This window comes from Vibrio sp. S11_S32, assembly GCF_014694465.1.
Lineage (GTDB): Bacteria > Pseudomonadota > Gammaproteobacteria > Enterobacterales > Vibrionaceae > Vibrio > Vibrio algicola.
Genome location: NZ_JAAUWS010000048.1, coordinates 1 through 19,731 on the forward strand (window position 1 = coordinate 1; position 19,731 = coordinate 19,731).

Below are 19,731 nucleotides of genomic sequence, written 5' to 3' on the forward strand. Positions count from 1 at the left end.
CAACATGGCTGAAAGCTTAATACTTGAGCGGCGAAGGGAACGAACATTTCCAAGGTCGGTTAAGCCAAGGCCGCAGAAGTATGCCAGAAATAAAAAAACCGTTCACCCTTAAGTGAACGGCATTACTAAATAACACCATAATTATTAAGCAGAATACGAAAACGAGTCTAGTCTTATGAGTAGAGGAAATTAAAACTTCAGTCGATACACCCGAGGTGATAAAGCCGTAATATCAGAGCGGGTATTTTCAAGGGGATTCACTATGAGTATTTTTGATCACTACCAATCACGTTATGAAGCATCTAAAGATGAAGAGATGTCTTTACAGGACTTTTTATCGCTCTGTCGACAAGATAAAAGTGCTTACGCCAATGCCGCCGAGCGGTTATTATTAGCCATCGGCGAGCCTGAAATTATCGACACCGCAAAAGAACCTAAACTCAGTCGGCTATTCTCAAACCGCGTGATCGCTCGCTATGAAACCTTTGAACACTTCTACGGCATGGAAGAAGCGATCGAACAAATCGTCTCCTATCTAAAACATGCGGCGCAGGGCTTAGAAGAGCGGAAACAAATCCTCTATCTACTTGGCCCTGTTGGGGGAGGTAAATCCTCATTAGCCGAAAAACTAAAAAGCTTGATGCAACAAATCCCTATTTATGTGTTATCTGCTAACGGCGTGCGCAGCCCGGTTAATGACCACCCTTTTTGCCTGTTTGATGTCGAAGAAGACGGTGAGGTATTAAAAAATGACTACGGCATTGAAAAGCGTTGTTTGCATTCCATCATGTCACCGTGGGCGGCAAAACGGTTAAATGAATTTGGCGGTGATATTACCAAGTTTAAAGTGGTTAAAGTGCGCCCTTCCATTATTAATCAAATCGGGATAGCCAAAACTGAACCAGGTGATGAAAATAACCAAGATATTTCATCACTTGTCGGTAAAGTCGATATTCGTCAACTTGAACATTTTTCACAAGATGATCCTGATGCTTACAGTTATTCCGGTGCATTATGTAAAGCTAACCAAGGGGTGATGGAGTTTGTCGAAATGTTCAAAGCACCAATCAAGGTGTTACACCCATTATTAACCGCAACCCAAGAAGGCAACTACAACGGAACTGAAGGGTTATCTGCGCTGCCTTTTGATGGCATGATTTTAGCCCACTCCAACGAATCCGAGTGGCAAACCTTCCGCAATAACAAAAATAATGAAGCATTTTTAGACCGGGTTTATATTGTTAAAGTCCCTTATTGTTTACGCACATCAGAAGAAATAAAAATCTACCAAAAACTGCTGACTCACAGTGAATTATCCACAGCACCTTGTTCGCCGAGCACCTTAGAGCTGTTGGCTCAATTCACCATTTTATCGCGCTTAAAAGAACCTGAAAACTCATCCTTATTCTCTAAAATGCGGGTATATGATGGTGAAACATTAAAAGACACCGATCCGAAAGCCAAAAGCTATCAGGAGTACCGCGATTATGCGGGCGTGGATGAAGGGATGTCTGGGCTTTCAACCCGCTTTGCGTTTAAAATTTTATCGCGTGTTTTTAACTTTGATCAAAGTGAAGTGGCCGCCAACCCAGTTCATCTGTTTTATGTCATCGAAAAACAAGTTGAGAGAGAGCAGTTCCCACAAGAAGTGGCTGATAAGTATTTAGAATTCTTAAAAGGCTATTTAGTGCCAAAATATGTTGAATTCATCGGCAAAGAAATTCAAACCGCTTATCTCGAATCCTATTCAGAATATGGGCAAAACATCTTTGATCGCTATGTTACCTATGCCGATTTTTGGATCCAAGACCAAGAGTATCGCGATCCTGAAACTGGCCAACTGTTTGACCGCTCAGCGTTAAATGATGAACTGGAAAAAATAGAGAAAACCGCCGGCATTAGTAATCCGAAAGATTTTAGGAATGAAATCGTCAATTTCGTCTTACGTGCCCGTGCTAATAACAGTGGTCAGAATCCAGCATGGACCAGTTATGAGAAATTACGCACTGTGATTGAGAAAAAGATGTTCTCCAATACAGAAGAATTACTGCCTGTGATTTCATTTAACGCCAAAACATCGCAAGACGATCAGAAAAAGCACGACAATTTCGTCGCCCGTATGATGGAAAAAGGCTACACCAAAAAGCAAGTGCGTTTATTGGCAGAATGGTATTTACGCGTGCGTAAGTCTTCATAACATTCCATTATAGATTAACGTAAAAATCGGCAGCCTATGTATTTTCTACATCAGACTGCCGAAAGTTAAAGGGCAATTCTATGTCCTAGGGGAAAGCGATGACACAGTTCATTGATAGACGGCTTAATGGGAAGAATAAAAGCACCGTCAACCGTCAGCGGTTTATTCGCCGTAATAAAGAGCAAATCAAAAAATCCGTGTCTGAAGCGGTAAAACAGCGTTCCATCACCAACACTCAAACTGGTGAGGATATTGCTATCCCATCAAAAGATCTTAATGAGCCGGTTTTTCATCAAGGTAAAGGCGGAGTTAAAGAACGCGTGCATCCCGGTAATGACCAATTTATTACCGGAGATAGAATCGATCGTCCACCAGCAGGTGGCGGTGGTCCAGGCTCAGGTAAAGGGGATGACAGCCAAAATGGAGAAGGTCAAGACAATTTTACTTTCCAAATATCCAAAGACGAATACCTCGATATTTTATTTGAAGATCTGGCGCTGCCTAACTTACAAAAAAACCAAATCAACAAAATTACCGAATGGGAAAGCCATCGCGCGGGTTATCAAACCTCTGGTGTCCCGGGCAATTTAGCCATTGTTCGTTCGCTGCAACAATCATTAGCACGTCGTACTGCAATGAGTGCGTCTAAACGTCGCAAAATTGCCAAGTTAGAGTCCATTCTCGATGATATTTCAATGTCTGAACCTGCTCGACCATTAGAAGAAAAACAAATCAAACTCGAAATAGAAGATCTGCGCCAAAAAATTGCCAGTGTTCCTTTTATTGATACTTTTGATTTGCGTTTTAAAAACTATGAACGCCGCCCTATTCCTTCCAGTCAAGCGGTGATGTTTTGCTTAATGGATGTCTCCGGTTCTATGGATCAAGCCACCAAAGACATTGCCAAGCGTTTTTATGTTCTGCTGTATTTATTTTTAACTCGCACTTATCAAAATGTCGAGGTTATTTTTATTCGCCACCACACTCAAGCCAAAGAGGTAGACGAACATGAATTTTTCTACTCACAGGAAACCGGTGGTACCATTGTTTCTAGCGCCTTAAAAATGATGTCCGATATTATTAAAGACCGCTTTCCCACTAACGAATGGAATATTTATGCCGCGCAAGCCTCTGATGGGGATAACTGGGCGGACGACTCGCCCCGCTGTAAACAGCAATTAGAGAAACAGATCCTGCCCTATTGCCAGTATTACTCTTATATCGAAATCACCCAGCGCTCGCATCAAACCTTGTGGAGCGAGTATGAAAAAATCGCGGAACATGCTGATAATTTTGCCATGAAAAACATACGTTCGGTGGAAGATATCTTCCCAATATTCCGCGAATTGTTTCAAAAACAAACCAGTGAGGGCTGAATTATGGATAATATGACTCAATCAAAACCAACCGATTCAAAGCCCAGCAACACCCGAAAAACCTTATCGGCTGGCCCAGACTGGACGTTTGAATTATTAGAGCAATATCATACCGAGATCAAACGAGTGGCGGCGCATTATCGATTAGATACTTACGAAAATCAGATCGAGGTGATCACCGCCGAACAAATGATGGATGCTTATTCCAGTATCGGCATGCCAATTAATTACCACCATTGGTCATTTGGTAAAAAATTCATTCAAACTGAGCAAAACTACAAGCATGGCCACATGGGGCTCGCTTATGAAATCGTGATCAACTCAGATCCTTGCATCGCCTATTTAATGGAAGAAAACACCATTACTATGCAGGCACTGGTGATGGCGCATGCCTGTTATGGCCACAACTCCTTTTTCAAAGGCAATTATTTATTCCAATCTTGGACCGATGCCAGTTCCATTATCGATTACTTACTGTTTGCTCGTACCTATATTACAGAATGTGAAGAGAAATACGGCGTAGAAGAAGTTGAGCAAATTCTCGATTCTTGTCATGCATTAATGAACTATGGCGTCGATAGGTACAAACGCCCAGAGAAGATCTCAATCGTAGAAGAAAAAGCGCGCCAAGAAGACCGCGAACAATATCTGCAATCGCAAGTGAATGAATTATGGCGCACCGTTCCGCACCCACATTCAGAACAAGACACCCAAGCGCCTCGTTTTCCTAGTGAACCACAAGAAAACATCTTATATTTCATTGAAAAACATGCGCCATTACTTGAATCCTGGCAACGTGAAATTGTGCGTATAGTGCGCAAAGTGAGCCAGTATTTTTACCCACAAAAACAAACTCAAGTTATGAACGAGGGATGGGCTACTTTTTGGCATTACACCATTTTAAATCACTTATACGATGAAGGCTTGGTAGAGGATAAGTTCATTCTCGAATTTCTCCACAGTCATACTAATGTGGTGGCACAACCTAACTACAACAGCCCATATTATAATGGCATCAACCCTTATGCTTTGGGCTTTGCCATGTTCCAAGATATTAAGCGAATATGTGAAAATCCAACGCAAGAAGATAAAGAATGGTTTCCTGAACTGGCCGGCAGTGACTGGTTAGAGGCTTTGCATTTCGCCATGCATAACTTCAAAGACGAAAGTTTTATTAGCCAATACCTATCGCCAAAATTGATCCGAGAATTTAAACTGTTTTCCGTTATCGATGACGATAGACGCAACTACATTCAAGTCAGTGCCATCCATGATGAGTTGGGGTATCAGGCTATCCGAGAAAAACTCGCCTCACAGTACAATTTAAGTAATCTAGAGCCCAATATTCAAGTTTGGAATGTTAATGTGCGTGGCGATCGCTCACTCATCCTACAACACATCCCGCAAGATAGAGTGCCATTACATACTAACTACCCAGAAGTGATGAAACATCTGCACCGCCTATGGGGCTTTGATGTCATTTTAGAAGAAGTAAAAGAAACGGGAAATCGAGAGATATTAGCCAGTTGCCCAGAGCAGCATGGTAAAAATGGCTCATCGAACCTAAACGGCATTAGCTAGGCAGGATCAGTTATAGGTTATCGTGTTACTGAACACCACTTTGCACTTTGTAATAAACCCAACCAAATAATGCCGCAAAAACCACAATGGTGATCAATAACTTTAACCAAATTAATTTCATGCCAATTTCCCATTATAAAATTGATGACTTAATGTCACTTAACGCCTTTTTCATCACCATTTTAGCTTAACCTTTTCATCTCAGCTTGCCTTTGTTCAGAGAACATTAGGCTGAATGGCAATCAATAAATCATCGTTATAATTTAACCCATTGAAAATAAACGCTAATAATTAAAATTATGAGTTTAAGGCACACTTTAAAAACTAACTTCTGTGACTTAGCTCACGTATCTATTATTTACTCCATAAACCTGTATAATTCGTCGCCTATTAATTCACACTTTTAATCAGTTGATTTGCACTATCACAATACGATAGTTCAATACATACCTAGGGAACTTCTTTGATTTCTACCGCTAACATCACCATGCAATTTGGCGCTGAGCCTTTATTTGAAAATATTTCTGCCAAATTTGGTAACGGCAATAAGTACGGTCTTATTGGTGCCAATGGTTGTGGTAAATCGACCTTTATGAAGATCCTCAGTGGCGCTTTGGCTCCAAGTTCTGGTAACGTTTCGATCACACCGGGATTAAAACTCGGCGTACTAAGCCAAGATCAGTTTGCTTTTGAACAACAAAATGTTATCGATGTTGTGATCATGGGCGACCGTAAGCTTTGGGAAATCAAACAAGAACGCGAACGCATTTATTCATTACCAGAAATGAGTGAAGCCGACGGCATGAAAGTGGCCGAGCTTGAAAGTGAATTTGCAGAAATGGACGGTTACACAGCCGAAAGCCGCGCCGGTGATATTTTAATCCAAGCCGGTATCGAAGAAGAATTCCATTTTGGTTTAATGCAACAAGTTGCCCCAGGTTGGAAATTGCGTGTGTTATTAGCACAAGCTCTATTTGCAAATCCTGATATTTTGCTACTTGATGAACCAACCAACAACCTTGATATTAATACCATCAACTGGTTGGCTGAAGAGTTAAACCAACGTAAATGCACCATGATCATCATCTCGCATGACCGTCACTTCTTAAATTCTGTTTGTACTCACATGGCCGATATCGATTACGGTGAGCTTCGTATCTACCCGGGTAACTACGAATACTTCCTTGAAGCATCAGGCTTGATCCGTGAGCAACTATTGTCAAACAATGCTAAAAAAGCCGCTGAAATTAGTGAACTGCAAGACTTCGTCAATCGCTTTGGTGCTAACGCCTCTAAAGCAAAACAAGCCAGTTCTCGCGCGAAAAAAATGGATAAAATCAAACTTGATGAAGTGAAATCATCTAGCCGTATTAGTCCATCGATTGATTTTGGTGAAGGCAAGAAACTGCACCGCTTGGCGCTTGAGTTAAAAGATTTAAGCCATGGATTTGAAGACGAGATATTATTCGAAAATGGCAATTTATTACTTGAAGCCGGTACGCGTTTAGCCGTGATTGGCGAGAATGGTGTGGGTAAATCAACCTTACTTCGTTGTCTGGTAAAAGAATTAGAGCAAAATCATGGCGTAGTAAAATGGTCTGAAAATGCGTCTATCGGCTATTGCCCGCAAGACAGCACCGCAGATTTTGATAACGATTTAACTATCTTTGATTGGATCTCACAATGGCGCACCGCGAAGCATGATGACTTAATGGTTCGTGGACTTTTAGGCCGCTTATTATTTACCGCTGATGATGCCAATAAAAAAGCGAAAAACTGTTCTGGTGGTGAAAAGAACCGTCTGTTATTCGGTAAATTAATGCTACAAGACATCAATGTTTTGGTTATGGATGAACCTACAAACCACATGGATATGGAAGCGATTGAAGCATTAAATGATGCCTTAAAGGTGTATCAAGGTACGTTAATCTTTGTTAGCCATGACCGTGAATTTGTCTCGTCTCTTGCCACCTCAATTATAGATGTTAAAGACAAAAAATTGGTTAACTTCCAAGGCACTTATAATGAATATCTTTCGCACCTAAAAAGAGCCGCTTTAGACGCTGCATAAATTAAGTTATAACACTAAAAGCCGCGATATTAAGGGAGCACTTCAAAAGTGTTCATCTTAACCATCGCGGCTTTTTTATTTATACCTCATTGACAGGCACCACACTTCACTCGTAATTCATCTTATCTGCCACATAAGAACGACTTTTCACCATCAACCACATCACACATGCAATCGCTCCAATGCTAAACTGGATCATGCCTAAATTCTGAAGCTGTGAATCAAATGATGAATACTCGCTATGGAAGTTCATCGAATTAATATCCTGTATATTAATACCATGCCCAACATTAATAAACACTGCAAATACCAACATACTTTCAATGTCAATTTAATGACAAGATTCGTGGTTGAAGCTTCAACCCATTCTTTTTTGTGATCTAAGCAGGCTTTTATATTTTTGTATTATTATATTTTAATAACTCAGTAATTTACTCACGAGAAAACACAATGAAACTCAAATCTAGTCTACTAATGACAACGATTACCCTAGCCTTATCAAGCCAAGCGATGGCCGGTGAATTCGTACAAATCGATCCCGTGGCTTTAGATCAACTCAAAACTGAGATTACTCAAAATCAAGCTGCACCGAAAATTACCGCAGACTATCAAGTGTTAGTTTCTAAAGCAGATAAAGCCTTAACCATGAAAAACCCAAGTGTCATGGATAAGAAATTTACCCCTCCGAGTAAAGACAAACATGATTATTTGAGTATTAGTCGCTATTGGTGGCCCGATCCAAGCAAAGAAGATGGCCTACCGTGGATCCGTAAAGATGGTCAGACTAACCCTGATACACAAACTGATGACGTCGATCGTCCACGTATTAGCCGTATGAGTCATGCAGTCTACGCACTTTCTTTGGCTTATTACATTTCAGGTGACGAAAAATACGCCGACAAAGCCACCAGCATGCTAAAAACTTGGTTCTTAGATCCCGCAACTAAAATGAATCCAAACTTGGATTACGCGCAAAGCGTCCCTGGTAATGATCAAGGTCGACGCGCAGGTATTTTAGATGGCCGTTTTGTACAAACTTCGGTTCTTGATTCAGTCAAAATGCTTGAAGGTTCAAAAGCTTGGGTTGCAAATGATGATAAGCAAATGGATCAATGGTTAGAAGATCATCTTACTTGGTTAACTAAGAGCAAAATCGGCATCGATGGCGCAGCACAAAAAAATAATCACGGTACATGGTATCGCTTCCAAGTGAGTGCACTTGCTTATTACCTAGGCGAGAAAGACATTGCCGATCAAACTATTGAAGCGACAAAAGAAAGCATGAAAACGCAATTTAAAGCTGATGGTTCGCAACCAGAAGAATTAGCACGTACTCGCTCTTTCTTCTACAGTGCATTTAACTTAAATGCATTGAGCCGTGTTGCCATCGTGGCAGATAAGTTGGGTGAACCAATCTGGCAATATCAAGCAGGCGCGGGTAAAAGTATTCAATCTGGCTTTGATTTTGTCACTCCCGTCGTCCATGGTCAAAAATGGGAGCATGCCACTCCAGGCATCGAACTTCCTTATTTGATCCCTGCGTTAGTGAAATACAACCAATTCAATCCAAATAATAGCTATACCAAAGAGCTTAAGATCATCACCAAATACCAAGGTAATGATGTACAAAAAGTGTATAACCAACTGTCTATTTTAGAAAACAACGAAATGTAATTCATTAAGCCCCAATCATTAAGGTTGGGGCTATTATCCCCCACATGCACACCCTTCTGCCTATTTCAGTTATAATATCTCCGACATTCAATGTAATTACTTTGATTAAGGACCATTCATGCACAACTCCTCATCTCTTATTTGCGAAACCGCGCAACAGCTTGATCCATCGACTCCCCAAACAAAAGCACTCTTGATCGTGGATATGCAAAATAGCTTTGTACATGGTGATGATCCAGTTGTTCATAGCATGCCGGTTGATGGTGGCAAAGAATTGGTGGTTGGTATTAATGCACTACAGCGCAAGTTTGATTTAGTGCTCGCAACCAAAGACTGGCATCCTGAGGATCATGGCAGTTTTGCCAGTCAACATCCTGAAAAAAACGTTTTCGATATCACCCAACTCGGTGGCGTGGAACAAATTTTATGGCCAGATCACTGCATACAAAACAGTCAAGGGGCAGAATTTGTTGCAGGATTAAATATCGATAAAATAGCCCATACAAGCTTTAAAGGTTTAGATACCAATGTCGATAGCTATAGTGGATTTAAAGATAACAATCAAACTGCCAAGACCGATTTAGATGAGGTATTGAAATCCTATGGCGTGAATGAGATTTATATTGTCGGATTAGCCGCTGACTATTGTGTCAAAGCCACCGCCATTGATGGTGTACGCTTAAATTACCAAACCTATTTAGTGACGGATTTGACCAAAGCCGTTGATCCAAGCGATGACAATATAAAGACTCTTTATGCAGGGTTAACGGCTGCTGGCGTTATGTTGATCACATCAAACGAGCTATAAATACCGGTCTCTAAATAATGAATAACGTCTAAATTTTAGACACAATTGCGAGTTTTACTTCCATTGAACAAGCATTGGATCATTTTGACATTGGCTACGATAACGCATTCATCAACGAATATCGTACTGCGCTAACGAAACGCTTTAATGGTTATCTCATATTAGAGAAACTAGAAGATTGGTTTGCTGCCCGCCGTGCATTAAAAAATGCTTATTGTAAAATTCAACGCGGACGCTTAGATAAAAATACAAGGTCAGCGTGCCGTGGGTGCACCAGTTGTCAACGACGGTAGAACACCCATAAAAATGCGACGAAAATAAACAAGAATTTTCGTCGCTCAATTTACATCACATCAGTGATATGAAATTATTTTTTTGCTTTAAATTCAACCTGATACTGACCAATACCGTCATAATCAATCGTCGTTAGCGTATCAAATTCAAGATCAACCACCCCACAATATGAACCGGTAATAATCGCTTCTCCTGCTTGGAAATCGTATCCACGGCGAGTCATAAAGTTAATCAACCAATAAATCGGGCTTGGTGGTAATACGTTAGGGTGTTTACCATCAAACGTTTGTACGGTCTCACCTTGAGTGATCGTGATATTAACGTTAGATGAGGTGAACGCTTTTTCGCGATCGATTTCAGGGCCAATAAACATCCCTTGGTTGATTAAGCCATCGGCTAATTTTTCGTAAAACTCAACACCGCTATCGGCAGCAAAGCGCGACTGAATTAATTCGAGAGCCATGTGACAAGGCCCAATTGCCGCATAAATTTGTTCTTCACTGTAACCATCTGGATTTGCTGGCAGTGCGGTTGACAAAATAAACGCAATCTCAGGTTCAACACGTACTACACTGTTATCGGCAAATTGTTCACACACATCACCTTGATAAATATCACTAGAGAAAATCGGTCCAACAATAAACTGATCTTCTGCCAGAGGGTTTAAGCATTTCCAACCCGCGATTTTAGACGGATGCAATTCAATCATTGCGGCTTGAACTTGTAATGCATCTTCAATATTTACCGGACGCTGGGCTTCATTAAGTCTCGCGGCTTTGGTTCCTGCGACGCGGCGGCTTAACAACTCATTTGCTATCTCTTTATAGTTTAATGTCATATTGTATTACATATTAGATTATTTGGTTAAGGGGGTTTGCGCCCATTTCAGCGAAAAGTCCAATGAAGGCCGCCAGCCCTTTATTGATAAGGGCTGGCAGGGATAGATTGTTTTCCAATATCCTTCTTAAGCAACTTCTTCTACCATTATTCCCCCTGTCCAAGGCGCTAAATTCTCAAGCAGTTTCTCTAAAATAATATTGTCTTTCTTAACACCAAAGGTGTAATTACCGGCAAGTTGGATATGACGCCATGCGACTGGGGATAAGCCAGCTATCAAACTCACTACTTCCGGGTTATTTTCTTGCTCAAACTTTTCAATCAGATTGGACAGTAAGGCCGAGTTATAATAGATGATGCAATTTGAGATAACTCTCGCACAATCATTCCATTGATCTATCTGATAGTCATTGCCTCCTCGAAATTGATTTCCATTGATTGAAGCAATAGCTCGACGTAATTGGTGGTAGGCTTCTCCACGGTTCAAAGCTTGTTGGACAAACTGCCGTAGGACTTTATCGTCTACATAGTCAAGTACATAAAGGCACTTAATGATTCGGTCATACTCTCTAAGTGCGGCTAATGTGCGACTATTTTGCTTACCATTCGAGAGCTTGGTGATGATAGTGCTTTGTGTGGTTGTCTTTCGACTTAATGAGCAAATGATCCTTTGAATATTTTTCCACTCTTGTTTGATAAGCGAGGTGTTAAACGGTCGGCGCAGCTTTAAAAACAGCGCTTCTCCGTGATTAATTTCAAACAAATCATGAAATACATTTTTAAATTTGGCGTAACGTGGAGCGAACTGGTAACCAAATAAGTCAAGAATAGCAAAGTTAACGTTATTAACCCCATGAGTATCGGTTGCCAATGCTTTGGGTTGAATATTACTGCTATTGTTATAGAGTAAGTCAAAGGCATGGTGGCCCTCATACTCGTTAGCCGAAATAATTTTGGTGTTTACAGGGACATGATTTGATACCAGTGTAAGGGCTGATACACCTTTGCCTTTACGGAAATATTTGGCTGAAAATCGCGCTTTGAATGTATTAATACGGCACGCATGTTTTTGACCATCAATGCTACCAAAAGGTGTAGATTCATTGATCGTGTAATGTTTGAAGATAGAAAGTTTTGCCAATGCATCCGAGATAACATCATTGGCATCACTTGTCGTCTCTGGTCGAATGTATCCATCATTCACGGCCCTTAGAACACCAATAGCTCGATCAGATATCGATGACATATGATGCAGTCCGTAATTGGAACCATTGCCAAAAATACAGGCTAGCAAGTCTTCTTCTCTCGCCTTATTCCCCAGTTTCTTCGTTCCGACGTTCTTAAAGGCATCTAAGTAGCCTGTTCTTTGATGCACGTAATCCATAATTTCGATAATGCCCATATGTTGAAGTTGGTTATAAATGGGGTTATCAAGATCGTATTTCCAACGCTTATTGGCCAGCTTCCAGGTTAGCTGATTGGTACGAGGTTGATGGACAACAAAATCATTGGCTCCATCATTGATATTACAGCTGACTTCAGTCATTTTACGACGCACAGATGTCGTTAATGTGTCCAGAGTCTGTTCGATAGGAGTACTCAACTTATCTAACCCTGTTTTGAAAACAAGGTTTTCATCTTGTTTCCATTCGGCCATCGGGATCAAGTCATCTTCGAGACGTTTGTTTTTCGCACTCTCATTGACAAATATATGATTACTATCAAGCATTCGAGAGACTTTCTGATACAAGTAGTATTCAAAACGTCGATGGTTAACCCCCTCCTTATCTACGATGTAGCATTTATCCTGTTTAAGAAGCAACCTTTGGTCGGTAGTACAAAGGTGTTTATCCTTCTGAAGCTCCGATTTTGCCATCTGCAATTGCGTAGAAAGTAATGTCTGACTTGGATCGCAATCTATATCTATCGCCAAAAAGAGTGGCCTTATCGAATTTGAAATTTTTCTATATTGACTGTCAATGTATTGCCATTCATATTGTCGCTTATCAAAATTTTCCTTATTCAGGTGTTGACTAATCAGTTGGATCTCATCTTTGGGGAGCATTTCAAAGGCATTTTGCCGGATATCACCAAACTGAGTTTGGTCGCTGACTGAATCATCGACAAAGAGCCTTAGGAGATGACCCGCATGGACCAGTTTGTCTCTGATAACTTCAAGCTCATCGGCGATCCGTTGTTTAGCGGCGGCAGATGTCGCTTCTCTTTGTTTTCTAGTCACATACTGAAAAGCGGTGACTAACTTATCATTCGTTTCCTGATAGCGGAAAAATAAGTAACACACGATGTATAACATCCCCTGCCATTCTGGGAATCGACGAATTTTATAGAGAGATTGGTGCCGAATAATGGAAGCGTAATAAGTTAAGTTCCCTTGCGATAATCCCAATTCATTGATGAGGCTTTTTATCTCTTGATAAACACTTTTGATTGTATTGTGCGTTTCAATTTCACGCGTAAGTTCTGTTGGGGTAAAGTCTTTTGCTGAGCCTTTCTGTGCCGAGAGTTGGTTCAGTCGCCCCTTGGTGTGCAGTATCTTTTTAAGTTGTATACGAGTGGTGTCAGACATAGATCTCAAGAGGATAGACTCCGTTCTCTGTCTCTCACTGGCTAAGACTGACGTGATCATGTCTTGTAACGTGGAATAGCCGGCTAAACTAATGCGTTTCTGACCAAAGAAAGCTAAGCATTCATCAAAAATATATTTGGGATAGGTGCAAATCGTTGCTATATCTTGCAGACGCTCAAACAACGCTTGTTCATCCTCCTTAGAGAATCGAGTAAACCCAAGGAGCCCGTACATTTTCAATATCAATGTTGCCCGAGTGCTTTTGGCGATGAGTGGGTATTTAGGCTTTCTGTTTGGAAAGTAAGTCGCGTAAAGATAGTCGACATCTTGTTTGACGTCTCGCAATCTGAACTTTGGGACAACTGGCTTTGCTCGAAAGTATCCGATAAGAAGGAGTAAGTAGATCCGTGCTTCAACTTTTCCCAACGCTGAGAACACTCTCTCAATATGTGGATCTATCGAGAAATACTCTTCGCGCTCACTTTGGTTAAAGACGGGATTTGAATATAGCTCATGAACTTCTTGATTTGTTAGAATTTGAATTCGGCTTGGCTTAACAGTTTTCATCATTCTCCTTTTTCTATGTCAGCCCAAGTAGAACGCCATCATATAGAGGTCAGGTTGTTCAATCGACGTTTATATGAATTTTAAGTATACCCTATGATCACATATAAAAAATGGCAGTTTTTATATATTTGTCATAACCTATATGGCACACTAAGTTGGATCATAACTTAAATGTCACTTAGGGTGAATTATGTACATCTTTGGTTACCTTAGAGCATCAACAAGCGACCAAAATGCAAAACGGGCACAGAGTACCTTACAGAAGTTTGTACAGGATAAAGGTTTTCGTATAGCTGGATGGTATATTGAAAATGAGTCAGGTGCTTCTCTGCAAAGACCAGAACTTCTTCGTTTACTTGATGATGCTGCGAAAGGTGATGCAATCATCATTGAACAGATAGATAGGCTTTCTCGTCTGGATGAGAAAAGCTGGTTCACATTAAAAGAAATGCTGCACGAGAAAGAACTCAAAGTGATTAGTCTGGATTTACCAACCAGTCATATCGCATTCTCTCCCCAAATCACCGATGAATTTACCGGATCGATGATCAAAGCAATAAATAGCATGATGATGGATATGCTGGCTGCTATCGCAAGAAAAGATTACCAAGATCGCCGCCGCCGTCAGTCTGAAGGAATAAAGAAAGCCAAAGAAGAAGGTAAATACAAAGGACGTCAAGCAGACTCAGATCTACACGAAAAAATCTATCAGCTACGAGTTATCAACAAGCTGAGTATTAGTGATACCGCCAAACTCACCAATGTTTCGGATCGTACAGTAATACGGGTGGCGAAGAAGTTAGCAATTGAACGTTCATTGGGATAATGAAGCTTAGCGTACGTTTTCATTCTATTGGGCTTCATCCCCCTAATTTAACCATTTCATACGGAGAGACCAACATGGCTGTAACTGTATTAGGTATAGGCCTGGTAAAAAATGGGGTTGCATTCCATGAAGCTGATCACAAAGGTATATTGTCCTTTGTAAACCCAAAATAAGTCGCGCTAAACTATTGGAAACCTTAGCATACAAATCACCGTGTTTAATTGGAAGTTTGTAGCAGCGCTCATTTTTGGGTTCGGACCTTGAAAAAGTAGGATATGAAGTTCGACTTATTGCTCCAACGTCTGTCTCTCCTTATCGATTATCAGACCGAACAAGAAAATGATGCACTCACGCTCAAGGGATTTGTGAAGCGGTTTAACGCCCTCATAAAAATCAAACACCTAGTGTAGCTCGCAAGTAGGACGTTCGCTTATACAGTGATATGGGTATAGGGGCTCGATAAGCCCCATTGTGTATAGGTCAACTGGTAGTGATGATACACCATAATGACCTAAATTATTGATAATATTGGACATTACAACCTCATCACTTTAAGCACCTATTAATGCAAGGTAGACAAGCGCATGGCTCAATGTTGCACGAGCTCGAGTTCGGAAAGTGAACTTGAATAATTCTAGTGTTCTGATGGCAAAGCAAATGCATCAAAACCAGTTATTATCTGTGGACTCTATTTTGTGAGTCTATTTCGATTTTTTGCGCTACCTTCTATCGATATTTATCTCTCTGAGACCGGCTATTTTGGTTTTCATTTTTTGGATAAGATGAGAGTTCGTTCTTTGTCGAAAATAAAGTACAAACAAAGCCGACCTGTTGATTTAAGTGCTCATATTACAAGCAATGCTTGCTAAAAATGATACTATCTATCTATCTATCTATCTATCTACCTATTTGGAAATCATGAAAAAAATAATATTATTTACTAGTTTATTCAGTATTCCAGTACTGGCTGCGACGGAGTCCCCTCAGATTTTTGTTGGTGTAAAGGGTGGGTATCAATGGGCCCTAGACGACAATTACAATCATTCACATCCAGAGGGCACAATTTTAGGTCTCTATGGCGGGTTACAGTTTACGCCCTCTTGGAGTTGGGATTTAGGCTATCAATATCACGATAAACTAAAGGCAGACGCCACATCAGTTAATGTTAAAACTTGGTTGATTGAAAGTGCTCTTCGTTACGATTGGTACCTACAAGATAACCTAAGTTTATACGGTCGGCTTGGTGCTGCTTATTGGGACATGGAAAAAACGCAAATGTCTTCAAATGAGAGCGATGCAACAGGCTTTTCTCCTCTCGGTGAGGTAGGGATTAACTATCTCTTTAACCCTAACGTCCGATTTTCAATGGGCTACCAATACATTGACAGTATTGGTAAGTCAAATACGGGTAAGTATGATAGCCATGGATTGTTGGTCAGTCTAACCTATACGTTTGGCAGTACAACTCAACCAGCGTTAGTCGAAACAGCGCCAACGTCTATTATTGAAGATACTCCCGTTAAAGAGACAGCCACTGTAAAAGCACCTCCTCAAACACAGGCCTTTTCACCAAAAACTACAGATGGATTGTTTGGTTTTGATTCAGTCGAACCTAGCCAAGAGTTTATTGACCAATTAACTGAGACCTCTTCAGTATTAAATTCTTACCCACAAGCTCAGGCTAAAGTGGTTGGACACACTGACTCAACAGGCTCAGCACTCTACAATCAAAACCTTTCTGAGCGTCGTGCTCAAGCGGTTGTCAATAAGCTGATTGAATTGGGTGCCACACCGACGCAACTTGAGTGGAGAGGTGAGGGTGAGTCTCAACCTGTTGCAGATAACAATACTGCTGAAGGACGAGCTAAAAACCGCCGAGTTGAAATCACCATCCCTAACTTTCAGTTTCAAGAATAGGTTGTATTACTATGAATAAATATTTTAAATTTCTATTTGCAATAGTGATTTTTCCACTATTAATGCTATTAACCGGTTGTAATTCAGAAGGTGCTTTCTCTGAACCAACCGTAAAATTAGAACGTATTGACATCATCGCATCGCCAATAACAACGAAAGGTGTGAGTCAACTGACACTTGCAGTAGGTAACAAGCAACCTTTCGAAGCGACTGGTCACTACTCTGATGGCTCATCTCGCACATTGACTGATTTAAACGTGAGTGATTGGCACACAAGCGACCCTGATGTAGGACGCTTTGATGAGCCAGGAGTATTTACTGCGACTAACGTGGGTAATACGACCCTCACAGCCACGAAGGATGGCGTGACCAGCAATACGGTGGTTATGAATGTGTCGGCAGCGGTCATTACATCGATTCAAGTGACGCCTTCACCGGTCAACGTAGCAAAAGGTCAGACTCAGCAGTTAACTGCAACAGCGACATTCAATGATGCGACGTCCTCTGACGTGTCTAACTCAGTGACGTGGACTCCTATCGATACGGCTACTGCTACCGTGTCATCAGCGGGTTTATTGTCTGCGGTTGAGGTGGGTAATACGACCCTCACGGCCACGAAGGATGGCGTGACCAGTAATACGGTGGATGTGAATGTATGTGCTGACTTGGCGAGTGCATGCATTGATATTTTCGATACAGTTGGCGGTAAGTTATTTACCAATTCACCATCAGTGGCTTACCTAGACAGTATTGGCGGAAGAGCTATAAACGGTATTTATACTGAAACAGGAGCTTATGGCCCAAGTGGTGATTTCTACCTATTCAACTTGACTAACGCAAATGCACTATGTACTACCTACAACACCCTTAGTCTCGGCGGACGAACTAACTGGCGTTTAGCGACAAGAGACGAGTTAAAAACGGAGCTATACGACGTATCTGGTAATATGTTTACCGCGCGCGGTTGGCCGACCAGCTTCTACTATTGGTCGGCGACTCCTGATGGTTCTTTCTATTACGGCGTGGCCCTCGACAGTGACAACGTCGGCCGCTACAGTCCGAGCGACAAGCTCTACGCATCCTGCGTCTCAAATCCTTAACGTTGAGCGTTTACAGTTTAACGTTTTAATTTTCAATTTTAGTTTTTGAAGTGCCAGAGTTGCATCTGGCACTTTTTAAAAGGGGGAAGATAAGTGAATATTGAAACTAAATTAGCATTGGTTGAAAGCAGTCAACGTATTGTTGGCATAAAAGAGGGGATGTTTGTACGTTTCTATGAGCAATCACTCTTTGGTTGGCAGTAGTGGGACAGGCGTCAGGCCCTTCTTGAGTCACAAATATTGGCGAGGCAACCCTCACCAAATAATGAAACTAAGCAATCGACAGATCCAAGGAAGGACACATAAGGTCGATCGCTGTGTGGGTCAGAAAGCTCAGAACATTATTGGTACCATCTTTCAAGCATGAACCAACTTTCTTAGTTAGTGTATGATGAAATCTAGCCAACACATTATTACTATCACTGTGGAACATGACGCCTTCTGGCCTACCTCGCAACTCATAAGCCATTGTTAATGCTTTCGCTGTTAATTCACTATCAGGTGAATTAGACAACGCCCACCCAAGAGGCTTACGAGAAAATAAGTCAATAACGACCGCTAAATAGGACCAACAATGCCCAGTCCAAATATAGGTAACGTCTCCGCACCAAACTTTGTTTGGTTGGGTAACATCAAATTGACGCTTTAATATATTTGGTATTGCAACATTTTCTTTTGTCGCTTTTTTATATGCATGCTGTGGTAACTGACAACGCACTAAACCTAGCTTTTTCATTAGGTTACGACTTCGATAGCGAGTTAGGGTTATATCACTTTCATCATTAGAAATAATCGAGCTGATCGTCCTTGCACCTGCTGACCCGCCACTTAACTCGTGAGCATGCCTAACTTTTTCTTGTAATATCAACTGCTCTGCTGAGGGCGATTCATCACGCCGCTGCCAATATCGATAGCTACTGCGATTAACATTAAAAGTCTCACACAATATCTTCACTGAATATTTATTTTCATTGCTCTGATTGATTTTTTCAATTAATTGAAATTGCTCAGTGAGTCTGACATCAATAGAGCGGTAGCCTTTTTTAAAATGTCCTTTTCTAATTCAATACGTTCTATTTTCCTTTCTAGTTCTCGTATTTTCAGCTGCTCTGGTGTTATTGGGGTCGCTTTTGGTGTGTTGCCTTCTTGGCGCTCATCTTTTAACTGCTTAACCCACTTGCCTATTGTGGAATAACCCACGTTCATGGCTTTAGCCGCTTCTTCGTGTGTATAGTCATGATCAAGTACAAGTTGAGCTGTTTCTAATCTAAATTCTGGGCTGAAATTGTTACGTGACTTCTTTGTCATTTTCTTCACCTAATGATGTTATGAGGTGATGATATCACCTCTAGTTAGGTGGCCAAAATCACTGTACCACTACAAAGAATAAGGTTGATATGTATTAGTTAATATTTCGGTTGACAGCTCATGGCATAGTTTCGGGAACTTTAAAGCGTTAGCAGATTTTTGTTGACTGCTTCCCGAAGCTTTTACACATTGCAGCAACTCTGCTGCGAGTTGATGGTGATATTTAAGGTTTGAATTTTGAATAAAGAGTTTCGTCATAATCGTCTCTACTATGATTTACAAAAGTTGTACAAATTGTATTGGAACCAACATCAACACTTACCCAAAGCATTTCGCTTTACAACAGGAGAACAAATCCTCAACGAACTCACGAAGTGTATTCGTTACTCTGTTCAAGCTAATTTGTACGGAAAATCTCTCGAAGGAATATTGCGAGCCCTAGATTTATTACTAGAACTTAGTATTCTGGTCTAATCGATCTGGACACCTTGATTGTGGATAATACGATAATCAATCGAGGTGAATATGAATACAAAACGTCAATATCGAACTTATACGAAAGAATTTAAAGAAGAGGCAATCGGCCTT

General features: G+C 40.9%; 12 protein-coding genes and 1 pseudogene. 10 read left to right on the top strand and 3 right to left on the bottom strand.

The window, feature by feature from the left end; translation table 11 throughout:
• Positions 1-262 precede the first annotated feature (262 nt).
• From HC723_RS14350 to HC723_RS14380, 7 genes are all read left to right on the top strand, one after another.
• Positions 263-2,197, top strand: coding sequence for a PrkA family serine protein kinase (locus HC723_RS14350; protein WP_153446874.1), 1,935 nt, complete (start codon positions 263-265; stop codon positions 2,195-2,197).
• A gap of 98 nt (positions 2,198-2,295) precedes the next feature.
• Entirely contained in the window at positions 2,296-3,573 is a 1,278-nt protein-coding gene (locus HC723_RS14355; protein ID WP_190339564.1) for a YeaH/YhbH family protein, read from the top strand.
• A 3-nt stretch (positions 3,574-3,576) separates the two neighbouring features.
• On the top strand, positions 3,577-5,154 hold the full coding sequence (locus HC723_RS14360) for a SpoVR family protein (RefSeq protein WP_190339565.1): 1,578 nt from the start codon (positions 3,577-3,579) through the stop codon (positions 5,152-5,154).
• Between the two features lie 463 nt (positions 5,155-5,617).
• On the top strand, positions 5,618-7,225 hold the full coding sequence (locus HC723_RS14365; protein WP_190339566.1) for an ABC-F family ATPase: 1,608 nt from the start codon (positions 5,618-5,620) through the stop codon (positions 7,223-7,225).
• Positions 7,226-7,675: 450 nt separating this feature from the next.
• Positions 7,676-8,899, top strand: coding sequence for an alginate lyase family protein (locus tag HC723_RS14370; RefSeq protein ID WP_190339567.1), 1,224 nt, complete (start codon positions 7,676-7,678; stop codon positions 8,897-8,899).
• Positions 8,900-9,017: 118 nt separating this feature from the next.
• The gene (gene pncA / locus HC723_RS14375) at positions 9,018-9,707 is read left to right on the top strand and encodes a bifunctional nicotinamidase/pyrazinamidase (protein ID WP_190339568.1); all 690 of its coding nucleotides are present in this window, start codon (positions 9,018-9,020) and stop codon (positions 9,705-9,707) included.
• A 32-nt stretch (positions 9,708-9,739) separates the two neighbouring features.
• Positions 9,740-10,000, top strand: a complete 261-nt coding sequence (locus HC723_RS14380) for a nitrogenase-stabilizing/protective protein NifW (RefSeq protein WP_190339576.1) — start codon at positions 9,740-9,742, stop codon at positions 9,998-10,000.
• Between the two features lie 74 nt (positions 10,001-10,074).
• On the opposite strand, the gene HC723_RS14385 is transcribed toward HC723_RS14380, so the two are convergent.
• Both HC723_RS14385 and HC723_RS14390 read right to left on the bottom strand, forming a co-directional pair.
• Positions 10,075-10,839 (bottom strand): hydratase, encoded by a 765-nt coding sequence (locus tag HC723_RS14385; RefSeq protein ID WP_190339569.1) that lies wholly within the window; start codon positions 10,837-10,839, stop codon positions 10,075-10,077.
• Between the two features lie 126 nt (positions 10,840-10,965).
• On the bottom strand, positions 10,966-13,992 hold the full coding sequence (locus HC723_RS14390; RefSeq protein ID WP_190339570.1) for a Tn3 family transposase: 3,027 nt from the start codon (positions 13,990-13,992) through the stop codon (positions 10,966-10,968).
• A 190-nt stretch (positions 13,993-14,182) separates the two neighbouring features.
• On the opposite strand from HC723_RS14390, the gene HC723_RS14395 reads away from it, so the two are divergent.
• The 3 genes from HC723_RS14395 to HC723_RS14405 all read left to right on the top strand — a co-directional run bounded on the left by HC723_RS14395 (position 14,183) and on the right by HC723_RS14405 (position 17,835).
• Complete coding sequence (locus HC723_RS14395; RefSeq protein ID WP_190339571.1) at positions 14,183-14,818, top strand: recombinase family protein; 636 nt, start codon at positions 14,183-14,185, stop codon at positions 14,816-14,818.
• Between the two features lie 918 nt (positions 14,819-15,736).
• Entirely contained in the window at positions 15,737-16,735 is a 999-nt protein-coding gene (locus HC723_RS14400; RefSeq protein WP_190339572.1) for an OmpA family protein, read from the top strand.
• 11 nt (positions 16,736-16,746) lie between these two features.
• A complete protein-coding gene (locus HC723_RS14405; RefSeq protein WP_190339573.1) occupies positions 16,747-17,835 on the top strand; it encodes an Ig-like domain-containing protein in 1,089 nt (362 codons plus the stop codon).
• 376 nt (positions 17,836-18,211) lie between these two features.
• Here the strand turns inward: HC723_RS14405 and HC723_RS17510 are convergent.
• A pseudogene (locus HC723_RS17510) lies at positions 18,212-19,143 on the bottom strand (IS3 family transposase); the annotation flags it as partial.
• Positions 19,144-19,731 lie beyond the last annotated feature (588 nt).